The 13,999-nt window shown below is 64.5% G+C and carries 13 protein-coding genes; 11 read left to right on the top strand and 2 right to left on the bottom strand.

Annotation, left to right across the window (positions count from 1 at the left end; all coding sequences use genetic code 11):
• Positions 1 to 29: 29 nt before the first annotated feature.
• The 4 genes from topA (at position 30) to rpmG (ending at position 5,721) form a co-directional block, all read left to right on the top strand.
• The gene (gene topA / locus APS40_RS21150) at positions 30 to 2,681 is read left to right on the top strand and encodes a type I DNA topoisomerase (protein WP_055048924.1); all 2,652 of its coding nucleotides are present in this window, start codon (positions 30 to 32) and stop codon (positions 2,679 to 2,681) included.
• A gap of 11 nt (positions 2,682 to 2,692) precedes the next feature.
• Positions 2,693 to 4,984 (top strand): ribonuclease R, encoded by a 2,292-nt coding sequence (rnr, locus tag APS40_RS21145; RefSeq protein ID WP_055048923.1) that lies wholly within the window; start codon positions 2,693 to 2,695, stop codon positions 4,982 to 4,984.
• Between the two features lie 2 nt (positions 4,985 to 4,986).
• Positions 4,987 to 5,403 (top strand): DUF983 domain-containing protein, encoded by a 417-nt coding sequence (locus APS40_RS21140; protein ID WP_055048922.1) that lies wholly within the window; start codon positions 4,987 to 4,989, stop codon positions 5,401 to 5,403.
• 150 nt (positions 5,404 to 5,553) lie between these two features.
• Complete coding sequence (gene rpmG / locus APS40_RS21135; protein ID WP_055048921.1) at positions 5,554 to 5,721, top strand: 50S ribosomal protein L33; 168 nt, start codon at positions 5,554 to 5,556, stop codon at positions 5,719 to 5,721.
• 377 nt (positions 5,722 to 6,098) lie between these two features.
• Here the strand turns inward: rpmG and APS40_RS21130 are convergent, their stop codons facing one another.
• Both APS40_RS21130 and APS40_RS21125 read right to left on the bottom strand, forming a co-directional pair.
• Positions 6,099 to 7,469 carry a PleD family two-component system response regulator gene (locus APS40_RS21130; RefSeq protein ID WP_055048920.1) on the bottom strand — a complete coding sequence of 457 codons (1,371 nt, stop codon included), beginning with the start codon at positions 7,467 to 7,469 and terminating at the stop codon, positions 6,099 to 6,101.
• Positions 7,470 to 7,525: 56 nt separating this feature from the next.
• A complete protein-coding gene (locus APS40_RS21125; RefSeq protein WP_055048919.1) occupies positions 7,526 to 7,900 on the bottom strand; it encodes a response regulator in 375 nt (124 codons plus the stop codon).
• Between the two features lie 97 nt (positions 7,901 to 7,997).
• Here APS40_RS21125 and APS40_RS21120 point away from each other — a divergent pair, with 97 nt between their 5' ends.
• The 7 genes from APS40_RS21120 (at position 7,998) to APS40_RS25045 (ending at position 13,998) form a co-directional block, all read left to right on the top strand.
• Positions 7,998 to 8,270, top strand: a complete 273-nt coding sequence (locus tag APS40_RS21120; protein ID WP_055048918.1) for a DUF3572 family protein — start codon at positions 7,998 to 8,000, stop codon at positions 8,268 to 8,270.
• A 3-nt stretch (positions 8,271 to 8,273) separates the two neighbouring features.
• The gene (locus tag APS40_RS21115; RefSeq protein WP_055048917.1) at positions 8,274 to 9,602 is read left to right on the top strand and encodes a DNA polymerase IV; all 1,329 of its coding nucleotides are present in this window, start codon (positions 8,274 to 8,276) and stop codon (positions 9,600 to 9,602) included.
• Complete coding sequence (locus tag APS40_RS21110) at positions 9,583 to 10,047, top strand: RidA family protein (protein ID WP_055048916.1); 465 nt, start codon at positions 9,583 to 9,585, stop codon at positions 10,045 to 10,047. Before APS40_RS21115 ends, APS40_RS21110 begins: the two co-directional genes overlap by 20 nt.
• A gap of 76 nt (positions 10,048 to 10,123) precedes the next feature.
• A complete protein-coding gene (locus tag APS40_RS21105) occupies positions 10,124 to 10,885 on the top strand; it encodes a glycerophosphodiester phosphodiesterase family protein (protein WP_055048915.1) in 762 nt (253 codons plus the stop codon).
• Positions 10,878 to 12,044: a GNAT family N-acetyltransferase gene (locus tag APS40_RS21100; protein ID WP_082434583.1), complete on the top strand. Its 1,167-nt coding sequence runs from the start codon at positions 10,878 to 10,880 to the stop codon at positions 12,042 to 12,044. Before APS40_RS21105 ends, APS40_RS21100 begins: the two co-directional genes overlap by 8 nt.
• A gap of 206 nt (positions 12,045 to 12,250) precedes the next feature.
• The gene (locus APS40_RS21095) at positions 12,251 to 13,579 is read left to right on the top strand and encodes a glycosyltransferase (protein ID WP_055048914.1); all 1,329 of its coding nucleotides are present in this window, start codon (positions 12,251 to 12,253) and stop codon (positions 13,577 to 13,579) included.
• Positions 13,576 to 13,998, top strand: coding sequence for an HIT family protein (locus APS40_RS25045; protein ID WP_055048913.1), 423 nt, complete (start codon positions 13,576 to 13,578; stop codon positions 13,996 to 13,998). The genes APS40_RS21095 and APS40_RS25045 overlap by 4 nt, the downstream gene beginning before the upstream one ends.
• Position 13,999 lies beyond the last annotated feature (1 nt).

Genomic DNA, 13,999 nt, shown 5'->3' with positions numbered 1-13,999 from the left:
TTCGAATGCCACTCCCGAAAGCTCGGTCCATGAAGCTCGTCATCGTTGAAAGTCCCAACAAGATCAAGACGATCAGCGGCTATCTGGGCAAGGACTACGAGGTCCTCGCCAGCTTCGGCCATGTGCGCGATCTGCCGGCGAAGGATGGCTCGGTCCTCCCTGACGAAGACTTCGCGATGAGCTGGGAAGTCGATACGGCGTCGAAGAAACGGCTGACCGATATCGGCAACGCGCTGAAAAATGCCGACGAACTGATCCTCGCCACCGACCCCGATCGCGAGGGCGAAGCAATCTCCTGGCACGTACTCGACGTGCTCCGGCAGAAGAAGCTGGTCAAGGACAAGCCGGTCAAGCGCGTGGTATTCAACGCCATCACCAAGGACGCGATCACCGAGGCGATGCGCAACCCGCGCGACATCGACGAGCCGCTGGTCGATGCTTACCTCGCCCGCCGCGCTCTCGATTACCTCGTCGGCTTCACGCTCTCTCCGGTGCTGTGGCGGAAGCTCCCGGGCTCTCGTTCGGCCGGCCGCGTGCAGTCGGTGGCGCTGCGCGTCGTTTGCGACCGCGAGTCCGAGATCGAGAAATTCCGCCCGCAGGAATACTGGTCGATCGGCGCGCGGCTCAACGAGAAGGGCCGCAGCTTCGAGGCGCGGCTCTATTCGGTCGACGGCAAGAAGACCGACAAGCTCGACGTCGGCACCGGGCAGGAAGCCGAGGCGCTGAAAGCGGCAATCGAAGCGGGCACGTTCTCCGTCACCGCGGTGGACAAGAAGCCGACCAGGCGCAATCCCTACGCACCGTTCAGCACCTCGAGCCTGCAGCAGGACGCCTCCTCGCGTCTCGGCTTTGCGCCGGCGCGCACCATGCAGATCGCGCAGCGGCTCTACGAGGACGGCATCATCACCTATATGCGAACCGATGCCGTGCAGATGGCGCCGGAAGGTATCGACCAGGCCCGGCGCGCCATCGTGAAGAACTTTGGCGCCGACTACCTGCCCGAGAAGGCGCGCATCTATTCGACCAAGGCCAAGAACGCGCAGGAAGCGCACGAGGCCATCCGTCCGACCGACATGTTCCGGCATCCCGATACGCTACGGGGCGATCCGGACAAGCATCGGCTCTACGAACTGATCTGGAAGCGCACGCTGGCCAGCCAGATGCGTTCGGCGGAAATCGAACGGACCACGGCCGATATCTCGGTATTTGCCACCAGCCGCGACATCTCGCTGCGCGCGGTCGGCTCGGTTGTTACCTTCCCCGGCTTCCTTGCGCTCTATGGCGTCGAGGCCAAGGAGGACCGTGATCCCAACGCCGAGGACGACGAGGACAGCCGCGAGCTGCCGCCGCTCAACGTCGGCGACCGGCCGAAGCTGGAGCAGGCGCTGATCGAGCAGCACTTCACGCAGCCGCCGCCGCGCTATTCGGAAGCCAGCCTGATCAAGAAGATGGAAGAGATCGGCATCGGCCGCCCTTCCACCTATGCCGCCACCATCTCGGTGCTGCAGGACCGCAACTATGTGCGGCTCGAAAAACGCGTGCTGATCCCGGAAGATCGCGGCCGCATCGTTACCGCCTTCCTCGAGAGCTTCTTCACCCGCTATGTCGAGTACGGCTTCACCGCCTCGCTCGAAGAAAAGCTCGATCTGATCTCGGACGGCAAGCTTGCGTGGAAGGACGTGCTGCGCGACTTCTGGAACGATTTCCAGAGCCATGTCGAAGAGATCAAGGATCTGCGCGTCTCCGAAGTGCTGGATGCGCTGAACGATCTGCTGGCCGACCACATCTTCCCGGCCAAGGCCGACGGCTCCGACCCGCGCCGCTGCCCCAATTGCGGTACCGGCCAGCTGTCGTTGAAGCTGGGCAAGTTCGGCGCCTTCATCGGTTGCTCGAACTATCCCGAATGCCGCTACACCATGCAGCTGTCGGATGCGGCCACCGGCGGGGCCAGCGAGGCGGGTATCGGCGACGGCATTCTGGGCACCGATCCCGAGAGCGGGCTCGAGGTGGCCTTGAAGTCGGGCCGTTTCGGTCCATATGTGCAGCTTGGTGACGGTGCGGAACCGAAGCGCTCGTCGCTTCCCAAAGGATGGACGCCTGACAGTCTGACGCTCGAAAAGGCGTTGCAGTTGCTGTCGCTGCCCCGCCCCGTCGGCAACCACCCGGAAACGGGCAAGCCGATCAGCGCCGGCATTGGCCGCTACGGACCGTTCATTCTCCATGATGGCACCTATGCCAACCTCCCCGAGGTCGAAGAGGTGTTCACGGTGGGGCTCAACCGCGCCGTCGATCTGCTCGCGCAGAAGGCAGCGGGCGGCGGACGGTTCGGTCGCGGCGGCGGTAGTACGCCAGCAGCGATCAAGACCTTCGAGCATGATGGCGGCACCATCTCGGTTCGCGCCGGCCGCTATGGGCCGTATGTGAATCAGGGCAAGGTGAATGCAACGCTGCCCAAAGAGGTCAAGCCTGAGGACGTGACGATCGAGCAGGCGCTCGAACTGATCGCCGCCAAGGGCGGCGCCTCGGGCGCAAAGAAATCCTCGTCGCGGTCGGCCGGCGCCAAGAAGGCGCCAGCCAAGAAAGCGGCGACCAAGAAACCTGCGGCCAAGGCCAAGTCGACTGCAAAAGCGGCGAGCAAGCCCAAACCCGCATCGAAGACGAAGGCGGAGACACCCGCCTAAAGAAAGAGACAATGGCGAAAGCGCCAAAACCCAAGACTACTCCCAAGAGCCCGCGGCAGTTTGCCGTGGGCACGCTCCCCTCGCGCGAAGCCATCCTCGAAGCGATGGCACAGCAGCCGACCCTCGATGGCAAGCGCGACCTGGCGCGCCATTTCGGCATTCACGGCGACATGCGCACCCCGTTCAAGGTGCTGCTCAAGCAGATGGAGGGCGAGGGCTTCATCGCCCGGACCCGCAAGCAGATCCGGCCGACCGCCGCCCTGTCGGCGGTGACCGTCCTCGACATCCCGACCGACGCCGATCCCGACAACCTCCACGCCTTTCCCGCACAATGGAACGACGAGGAAGGGGCGCGTCCACGCGTCATGGTCAGGCAAGCCAAGGATGCCCGCGTGGCGCCCGCGCCGGGCGACAGGATCCTGGCGCGCATCAGCGCCGGCGATGGCGAGCTGCCGAACTATACCGCGCGGGCGATGAAAATCCTCGACAAGCCGCGTCGCGGCCAGATCGGCATCGTCCGCCTGGACGAGGACGGCGCGCGGCTGATCCCGGTCGACCGCAAGCAGAAGGAAATGCGCATCGACGGCGGCGATCTGGGCAATGCCCACGACGGCGACCTGGTCGAGGTCGAAGTCAAGCTGACCGGCCGGCTGATGATCCCCAAGGCCAAAGTCAGCAACGTCATCGGCAATCCGAAGTCCGAAGGGGCGGTCTCGATGATCGCTATTCACAACCTCGAGATTCCCTACCGTTTCCCCGCTTCGGTGACCAAGGAAGCCGAGGAGGCGAAGGAAACCACGATCAAGGGCCGCGAGGACTGGCGCCACATTCCGCTGGTCACCATCGACCCGGTCGACGCCAAGGACCACGACGACGCGGTCTATGCCGAGCCCGATACCGACCCCAAAAATCCCGGTGGCCATATCGTCTACGTGGCGATCGCCGACGTCGCGGCCTATGTCCGCCCGGGGACGGCGCTCGATCGCGAGGCCTATATCCGCGGCAACTCGGTCTATTTCCCCGACCGCGTCGTGCCGATGCTGCCCGAACGCATTTCGAACGACCTCTGCTCGCTGCGTGAGGGAGAGAACCGGCCGTCGCTGGCGGTGCGCATGGTGTTCGACCAGAACGGCAGGAAGCGCTCGCACAGTTTTCATCGCGTGCTGTTCCGCTCCGCCGCCAAGCTCAGCTACCAGCAGGCCCAGGCGGCGATCGACGGCCGGCCAGACGACAAGACCGGGCCGATCCTCGACACGATCCTCCGGCCGCTATGGGCTGCCTACGGCGCCATGGCCAAGGCTCGCGACAATCGCGGCCCGCTCGATCTCGACCTGCCCGAACGCAAGATCATCCTCGACAAGGCCGGCATGGTCGTTGACGTCAAGGTGCCGGAACGGCTCGACGCGCACCGGCTGATCGAGGAGATGATGATCGCGGCCAATGTCGCGGCCGCCGAGACGCTGGAGAAGCACAAGAGCGCCCTGCTCTATCGGGTGCACGACACCCCGAGCCAGGAGAAGCTGGTGGCGCTGCGCGACTTCCTGAGTTCGCTCCAGCTGCCGGCGCCGAAATCGGACGCGGTACGACCATCGGATTTCAACCGCATCCTCGACAAGGCCCGCACCGACGGCAAGATCCAGCAGGTCTCGGAAATCATCCTGCGCACCCAGGCGCAGGCCGAGTACGCCGCCGAGAACTATGGCCATTTCGGCCTCAATCTCGAGCGCTATGCCCACTTCACCTCGCCGATCCGCCGCTATGCCGACCTGATCGTGCACCGGGCGCTGATCAGCGCGCTGGAGCTGGGCAAGGACGGACTGACCGACAGCGAGATCGTCAAGCTGCCGGGGATCGCCCAGCACATCTCGTCGACCGAACGCCGCGCCATGCTGGCCGAACGAGAGACCATCGACCGGCTGCTGGCGCAGTTCCTTGCCGCGCATATCAACGCCAGGTTCGAAGGCCGCATCTCGGGCGTCACCCGCTCGGGCCTGTTCGTGCGCCTCAAGGATACCGGCGCCGACGGGTTTATTCCGGCCTCCACGCTGGGGCAGGATTACTATCGCTTCGTCGAGGAGATGCAGGCTATGGTGGGCGACCGGACCGGCGAGACGTTCCGCATCGGCGACGATGTGAGCGTCCGGCTGCTCGAGGTTGCCCCAGTTGCCGGGGCACTGCGCTTCGAGCTGCTGAGCGAAGGCAGCCGCGGCGTTCCGTCATCTGGCGGACGGGCGCGCAAAGGACCATCTAGCAAACGAGGCAAGGCGGGCGCCTATCGCAAGCTCGCCAAACGGAAGAGATAGCGATGGCGGTCGAGATCGGTTTTGTGCGTGAGCAGCGCTCGCTGTGGAAGGCAATCGGCAATGGCGTGATGTGCCGTTGCCCGAACTGCGGCAAGGGCAAACTGTTCCGCTCCTACCTCAAGCTCAACGATACCTGCAGCGAGTGCGGCGAAAAGCTGAGCGCGGCGCGTGCGGATGACTTCCCGCCCTATATCGCCATCTTCATCGTCGGCCACGTGCTGGTCGGCTGGATGCTGCATGCCGAGATGAGCGGGCCGGTCGATCCGATGCTCTACGTCTGGACCATGATCCCGGCGGCAATCCTGCTGCCGCTGGTCATGCTGCCCTCGATCAAGGGCGCCGTCGTCGGGCTGCAATGGGCCAACTACATGTATGGCTTCGACCCGACGCGCGGCGATACCTCCAAGAGCGACGTCTGACCCTGCTCCGGTGGCGTCCGGGTTGCCGGTGCCGCTTGACATCGGCCCGAAAATCCGTAGGTTCCGGCCAAATTTCCACAGGCCGGTTGGCCGGTTGAATTCACAGCCCCGCGGATAGCGCGCGGCAAGCCGTTTCAAGGAAACACGACCATGGCCAAAGCCGTATCCCTCAAGATCAAGCTCGTGTCGACTGCCGACACCGGCTTCTACTACGTCACCAAGAAGAACTCGCGTACCCAGACCGAGAAGCTCTCGTTCAAGAAGTACGACCCGGTCGTGCGCAAGCACGTCGAGTTCAAGGAAGCCAAGATCAAATAACCTGCCGCTTCCAAGCCGAATTCGAGAACCCCGTGCCCCGGCGCGGGGTTTTTCGTTATGGGGCACAAGCCCTGAGGCCGACGGCCGACATCACGAACGCAAAACGCCCGCCCCGGTATACGGGACGGGCGTTCAATGAGCGGCTGGTCCGCGGCGGCATGTCGAAGAGGCCACTCTTGCCCGCTGCGAACCAGCCTCCCTACGGACCCAGGAGTTGCGGCGGACCTGAGGAGAACCGTAGGGGTGACTGCTGACACCGAAAGTGTCTGCGTATTTCTATGGGGTCAACTTAACCCTTTCCGGCGTCGGAGCAAATAGGCGCCCCACAACGTTACTAATCCTTAACCTTAATATTCCGTGATCGAGCTACTTCGCAACTAGGCGGCGTCGACAACGACCCGGTTGCGCCCTTCTCGTTTGGCCCGGTAAAGCGCCACATCGGCCCGCTTCAGCAGGAGTTCCGGGGTGTCGGCGTGGTGCTCGTTGAGGGCCATGCCGATCGACACGGTGACCGACAAAGGCCGCCCGTTGCCGGCGTCGAAGCCCTTCTCCGCCACGGCGCCCCGGACCCGCTCGGCGACGCCCTGTGCCTGGCGTGAGTCGGTATCGGGCATCAGCACGACGAACTCCTCGCCGCCGAATCGGCAGGCGAGATCGACGCCGCGGATGTTGCGGCGCAGCCGATCGGCGAACTCCCGCAGCACGGCATCGCCGGTATCGTGGCCATGGGTGTCGTTGACGTCCTTGAAGTAGTCCATGTCGATCAGCATCACAGCCATGTCGCGGTCCTGCTGCTGCGCTTTCTGCAGGAGGATCGACAGATGCCGCTCGAAGTATCGGCGGTTGTAGAGGCCGGTCAGTTCGTCGGTTACCGCCAGGGCCAGCGTGTTGTTGACGCTCTGGCGCAGCTCCACGGCGTAACGCTGGCGGCGAATCTGGGTCCGCACCCGTGCCATCAGTTCGTTGCGTTCGACCGGCCGCATGATGAAGTCGTTGACCCCGAGGTCGAGCCCGCGAACCACACGCGGCCGGTCGTCCTCTTCGGCGATCAGAATGATCGGCAGGGTGCGCGTCTGCTCGGCCGTCCGCATCTGGGAGCAGACCCGCAAAGGATCGAAATCGCCAATGGCCATCGAGACGAGCGCCAGTTCGTAGTCGCCGCCGCTCACCGCCAGCACGGCGTCGGCCGGATTAGCCAGGACGTCGACCCGGTTATGTGCCTCGAGGTAGCCGCGGATGCGCTCGGCATGCCGAAGATCGGGATCGACGAGAAGAATCCGGCCATCATCGTGGTCGATGGAGTCCACCGCGCGCATGGCGTCCTCGATGGCGATCTCCTGGCCGGTGCGCGCCCGGGCGCGCAACTCGTCGGTCAGCGCCTTGAGGCGTACCAGGCTCTTTACCCGCGCCATCAATTGGACGTCGTCCACCGGCTTGGTCAGGAAATCGTCGGCGCCGGCCTCGAGGCCGCGCACCCGATCCGAAGGCTGGTCGAGTGCGGTTACCATCAGCACCGGGATATGGCTGGTCCGGCGATCGGCCTTGAGCCGCGCACACACCTCGAAGCCATCCATCTCCGGCATCATCACATCGAGCAGAATGATGTCGATCTCGCCCTCGGCGCAGATCGCCAGCGCGTCCTTGCCGGAGGCGGCCGTAACGACGTCGAAATACTCAGCCGAAAGCCGCGCCTCGAGCAGGCGGACATTGGTTGGAATATCGTCGACGATCAGCACCCGCGCCGTCAAAGACCTCAGGCCCCGCGATTTGAGGAAATCTGCCCGAATGCCAGCCCAGGCAGCGCCTAGTCGGCAGGTCCAATGTAGCGGGCAATGGTTTCCAAAAAGTGAGGCACGGAGATGGGTTTGGAGATGTATCCCTCGCAGCCGCCCTGCAGGATTCGCTCTTCGTCGCCCTTCATGGCGAAGGCCGTCACGGCGATGACCGGAATCGACGCCAGCTCGTCGTCTTCCTTGAGCCATTTGGTGACCACCAGCCCCGAGACTTCAGGCAACTGGATGTCCATCAGGATCAGATCCGGGTGGTGGGCGCGCGCAAGATCCAGCGCTTCCAGGCCGTTGCGGGTCTGGATGATGGAATATCCACGCGATTCAAGCAGATCGTTGAAGAGCTTCATGTTGAGCTCATTGTCTTCGACGATCATGACGGTCTTGGGCATACGGGACTCAAATCCACCCTGAACGGGGCTGGCAGGCCCTCGTGTTCTGCCCGAAGTTCGGGGTAACATCAATCGATTACCACCCGAGCCCCTGCCCTTGCCGAAAACCCTCGAACTGACCTCCCGCGCACTTGGCGATCTCTGCCTCCACCATCTGGCCGAGAACCCGGCGCAACTCGCCGAATTCATGAGCCTGACCGGCTATTCCCCCGACGCGCTGCGCCAGGCGGTGGGGGGCGACGGGCTCGATCGCGGGCTGATCGACTATTTCGCCGCCAACGAGGCGCTGCTGCTGGCGCTGTGCGCCAATGGCGGCTTCAAGCCGGACGACTTCATGCGCGTCTGGGCCAAGCTCAATCCGGCGGGATGACCGATGCTGGCGATCTGCCGCGACTGTTCGGCGACGGTGGAGGCCCTCGAGGCCCCGACCCGCTGCCGCGCCTGCGGATCGCCCAGAATCAAGGCACATGAAGAGCTCGGCGCACTGAGCATCGCGCATGTCGACTGCGACGCCTTCTACGCCTCGATCGAGAAGCGCGACGACCCGAGCCTCGTGGACAAGCCGCTGATCATCGGCGGCGGCGTCCGCGGCGTCGTCTCCACCTGCTGCTACATCGCCCGGCAGTATGGCGTGCGCTCCGCCATGCCGATGTTCCGGGCCAAGGAGCTTTGCCCGCATGCGGTGATCATTCCGCCCAACATGGCGAAGTATGTCGTCGTGAGCCGCCAGATCCGCACGCTGATGGACCAGTTGACTCCACTCGTCGAGCCGCTGTCGATCGACGAGGCCTTCCTCGATCTCACCGGCACCGAGGCGCTGCACAAGGCCAAGCCGGCAGTGGTGCTCGCCCGCTTCGCGAGACGCGTCGAACAGGAGATCGGCGTCACCATCTCCATCGGGCTCAGCCACAACAAGTTCCTCGCCAAGGTCGCCTCCGACCTCGACAAACCGCGCGGCTACGCGGTGATCGGCAAAGCCGAGACCATCGGCTTCCTGGCGCCGCAGCCGGTGACGCTGATCTACGGCGTTGGCAAGGTGTTCGCCGAGACACTGCGCAAGGATGGTTTCGAAACCATCGGACAGTTGCAGGCGACGCCCCCCGAACAATTGATGCGCCGATATGGCGATTCCGGCGCCCGACTGGCCCGACTGGCACGCGGCGAGGATGCCCGCGCCATCTCGACCGACGACCAGATGAAGACCGTCTCCGCCGAGACCACCTTCAACAGCGATCTCAGGACCTTCGAGGAGCTCTCCACCGAACTCCTGGCGCTGTGCGAGCGCCTTTCGGAGCGGCTCAAGGCCAAGGCGATCCTGGGCGACACCGTGACGCTCAAGCTCAAGTCGGCAGGTTTTCGCTTGCGCACGCGGGCTCGGCAATTGATGATCCCGACACAGCTTGCCAACGTACTCTACGAAACCGGCGTGCAGCTTCTCGCTCGCGAGATCGACGGGACGGCATTCCGCCTGATCGGCATTGGAGTGAGCGGCATCTCGGAGGCGGACGGGGTCGATCCGGTCGACCTGATCGAGCCAGGAATCGCCCGGCGGGCGGCTGCCGAACGCGCCATTGATCGTGTACGCGATCGCTTCGGACGGGACGCGGTGATCCGTGGCAAGCTATATGACCGGGTGAAGGCTCGCGCCGCCCGCAACGCAGACAAAGACGAAGAGAACCAGGATGACCAGCCCCCTCGATAAGCTCCGCGAATACGGCTACGAGCTGCCGCAGCCGAAAGCGCCGGTCGCGACCTATGTGCCGATCACCCGCACGGGCAACATCGTCTATGTGTCGGGACAGATCTCATCGGGCGCCGACGGCGTGGTCACCGGGCTCCTGGGCGACACCATGAACGTCGTCCAGGGCGGCAATGCCGCCGAGCTTGCCGCCGTCAATTTTCTCAGCCAGATCGTCCACAGCGCGGGCGTCGACCTCTCCAAGGTCAAGCGGGTGCTGAAGCTCACCGTATTCGTCGCCTCTACCCCGGAATTCGCCGAGCACCACCTCGTCGCCAACGGCGCCTCGAACCTTATCGTCGGTGTGCTGGGCGACAAGGGCAAGCATGCCCGCTCCGCCGTCGGCATGGCTGCTCTGCCGCTTGGCGCGGCGGTCGAGGTCGAAGGCATCATCGAAGTCGAGGACTGAGCGAGGGCGACGCGAAAGTGTCATGCGGGGGTGCTAGCGCCCGGGCGCCCTAACTCCCATATGACGGCCTGACAGCATGTGCGCCAAACCCAACTTCGACCGTCCCATTGCCCACCGCGGTCTGCATGACCGCGGGCGTGGCGTCATCGAAAACAGCGCGAGCGCCTTCGCGGCAGCGATCGAAGCCGGCTATGCCATCGAATGCGATGTGCAGCTCAGCCGCGACGGCATCCCGATGATCTTCCACGACGACGATCTCGATCGCCTGACCGGCGTGAGCGGTCCGGTCGGAGCGCGGACCATGGCAGAGCTTTCGAGCTACACCCTGCTCGACAGCGCCGCTGGCGACACGCCGCAGCGGTTCGATGCGTTTCTCGCCCAGGTCAGCGGCCGGGTGCTGCTGCAGATCGAACTGAAGCAGCAGCCGAACCAGGCGGCGACCGAAGTGCTGGCGCAGACGGTGATGGATGCGCTCAAGGGCTATCGCGGTCCGGTCACACTCGAATCCTTCGATCCCAAGCTGATCATCGAGGTGAAAAAGCGCGGCGCCACGATGCCCGTCGGCATCGTCACCTATGCCTATGACGAGCCGGAATGGGATCAGCAGCTCAGCGACGCCACCAAGTTCGCGCTGCGCCACCTGCTGCACTGGCCGCTCAGCCGTTTCGACTTCATCTCCTGCCGGGACAAGTCGCTCGACCTGCCGGCGGTAAGACTGTTCCGCTCGTTCGGCATGCCGGTGACCGCCTGGACCATCAAATCGCCGGCAGCGGCGCTGGCCGTGCTCGGCAAGGCCGACCAGATCGTATTCGAGGGGTTCGATCCACCAAGTGCCTGACGGAACGCTCAGCGCCGATGTGCTCAGCTCCATCGCGGAGATCCCCGCGCAGGTGTGGAACGGGCTGGCGCCTGCGCACGACGGAGTGGTCGACAACCCGTTCCTCGATCACCGGTTCCTGCTCGCCCTCGAGCAGTCGGGCTCGGCCGCCAACCGAACCGGCTGGCAACCGCAGCACCTGTTGCTGAGCGATGCCGCCGGCACGCCGGTCGGCGCCATGCCGCTCTACCTCAAATCGCACTCGCAGGGCGAATATGTCTTCGACCACGGCTGGGCGGACGCATTCCAGCGCGCCGGTGGGGACTATTACCCCAAGCTTCAATGCGCCGTGCCGTTTACCCCGGTCACCGGCCCGCGCTTTCTCGCCAATGACGACGCCAGCCGCACTGCCCTGATCCGCACCGCCGAGACGCTGGCCACGCGCAACAACATCTCCTCGGTGCACGCCACCTTCGTCAGCGAGGCAGAAGCCGAGCTTGCTCGCGCCTCCGGCTGGCTGGTGCGCCACGATACTCAGTATCACTGGCACAATGACGGGTTTTCGAGCTTCGAGGACTTCCTCGGCACGCTGTCGTCGCGTCACCGCAAGGTTACCCGTCGCGAGCGCCGCGAAGCCCTCGAAGCAGACGGACTGACGGTTCGCTGGCTTACCGGAGCCGACCTCACGGAAGCGGTGTGGGACGCCTTCTTCGAGTTCTACCAGGATACCGGCAGCCGTAAATGGGGCCGCCCCTACCTCAACCGCCGCTTCTTCTCGCTGCTCGGCGAGGCGATGGCCGACCGCGTGCTGCTGATGTTCGCCTATGACGGGGAGGAGCCGATCGCCGGCACCTTTTCGATGATCGGCCACGATCGGCTCTACGGTCGCTATTGGGGCGCCACCCGTAACGTGCCGTTCCTGCATTTCGAGCTCTGCTACTACCAGGCCATCGATTATGCGATCGCCCACAAGTTGCCGGTGGTCGAGGCCGGAGCGCAGGGCGAGCACAAGCTGGCGCGCGGCTATGCGCCCGCCACCACCCGGTCAGTGCACTGGATCGGCCACCCGGGCCTGCGCGACGCGGTTGCACGGTTCGTCGCGCAGGAGCGCGCCTCGGTGGCGCGCGAGCAGGAACAGCTCGAACGCTACACCCCGTTCAGACATGGGGATCCGCATTAGCGTTTTTTGATCTGTCGCGCCTTCGAACCGGAAAAGTCTGCAACTTTTCCTGAATGCCCTCAGGGAGAGTTGCGCGCCCGCCGGCACTGTGGTTCGAAGGCACCACACTGGACGGGCGCGGGTCTGGCGCGGTACTTTGCCGCCTCAGCCAGACCACACTCTCGATGGATATGACGGCCGCCTCCCTTCGAGGCCCTGGAGACCGAATGAACAAGCGCATCGCCATAGCTGCGATTGGTACGATGGGAGACGTGCAGCCCTTCGTCGCGCTGGCGCTGGCGCTGAAGAAGCGCGGGCACTCGGTGGTGCTCTGCGCCACCAACGATTTCGAGGGCTTCGTTACCGGGCACGGCGTCGAATTCGCAACGCTCGGCAGCGACATCCAGGCCTTCATGCGGCAAAGCCAGTTCGACAACGTCATGTCGAAGAACTCGCTGCTCTATGCGCCAAAGCTGCTGCGCGACGGCCAGAAGATCATGAAGACGGCCTGTCGGCACCTGTGGGCTACGGCCCAGGACGTCGACGCCATCATCTTCCATCAGACCACCAACTTCGCCGTCGACGTCGCCGAGGCGCTTGACATCCCTGCAATCATGACGGCCTTCCAGCCGATCAATCCCACCGGCGAGTTCCCGTATTTCGGCTACGACGGCCCGCCGCCGGAGCCACTGTTCAACCGCATAAGCCTCGATCCGCTGTTCAACCGGCTGAGCTACGTGGTGCAGGCAGCGCACCAGAGCTACTACGATTTCCCGCGCGACCGCATGCGCGCCAAGCTGCTGGGGCTGAGGAGCCGCAAGCGCCCAGGCTTTTCCAAGAATGCGCGCGGCGAGCCGATCCCGGCGCTGCATGCCTATTCCCCGGTGATCTCGCCGCGTCCCGGCGACTGGCCGGAAACGACGACCGTCACCGGCTTCTGGCGTCTCGACGACATCACCGGCTGGGAGCCGGATGCCGCGTTCCGGAAATTCCTCGATGCCGGCGAAGCGCCGATCTACCTGGGCTTCGGCTCGATGCCATGGGGCGCCCAGCGCAATACCGAGATCATCACCAAGGCTCTCAGGGAATGGGGCGGCCGCGCCGTCGTCGGCAAGGGCTGGGGCGGCATCAAGGCCGAAGACCTGCCCGATACCGTCTACGCCATCGACAAGGCGCCCCACACCAAGCTGTTCCCGCTGATGAAGGCGCTCGTGCACCATGGTGGCGCCGGCACTACCTATGCCGGGCTCTATGCGGGCCGCCCGACCTTCGTGGTCCCGCACTTCTTCGATCAGCCGTACTGGGGCCGCCGCGTCTACGAGCTGGGCTGTGGCCCTGCCCCGGTCCGGCTGCGCAAGCTCACCCCGAGCATCCTCGCCTCGGCGCTGGAAGAACTGTCATCCGATCCGACTTTCGCGATCGCCGCAGCCGAGCTGCGCGACCGGCTGGTGCTGGAGGATGGGACCGGGCTCGCCGCCGATATCGTCGAAGAGACGATCGAGACCTACCCGGGCAATCTTTACGATACCGACGAAGTGATGGGAGCCGCCTCGTGACTGCCTACGACCCGAGCAACATCTTTTCGAAGATCATCAAGGGCGAGATCCCGTCCCACAAGGTCTACGAAGATGCCGATGTGCTGGTCATGATGGATATCTTCCCGCAGTCGAAAGGCCACGTGCTGATCATCCCCAAGGCGGCGTCGCGCAACCTGCTGGATGCCGACCCCACCGTGCTGGCCCGCACCATGCCGCAGGTCCAGCGGGTGGCCAAGGCCGCCCAGAAGGCGCTCAACCCGGACGGCATCCGGGTCGTACAGTTCAACGAAGCGCCAGCCGGGCAGTCGGTGTTCCATCTGCACTTCCACGTCATCCCCATCTACGAGGGGGTGGAGCTCGGTCGCCACGGCCAAGGCAAGGCGGATGACGCCGAGCTCGCCGCGCAGGCCAAGGCCATCGCAGCCGCCCTCGCCTGAC

The sequence above is a fragment of the Devosia sp. A16 genome (assembly GCF_001402915.1).
Lineage (GTDB): Bacteria > Pseudomonadota > Alphaproteobacteria > Rhizobiales > Devosiaceae > Devosia_A.
This window is presented reverse-complemented; position numbering and strand designations above follow the sequence as displayed.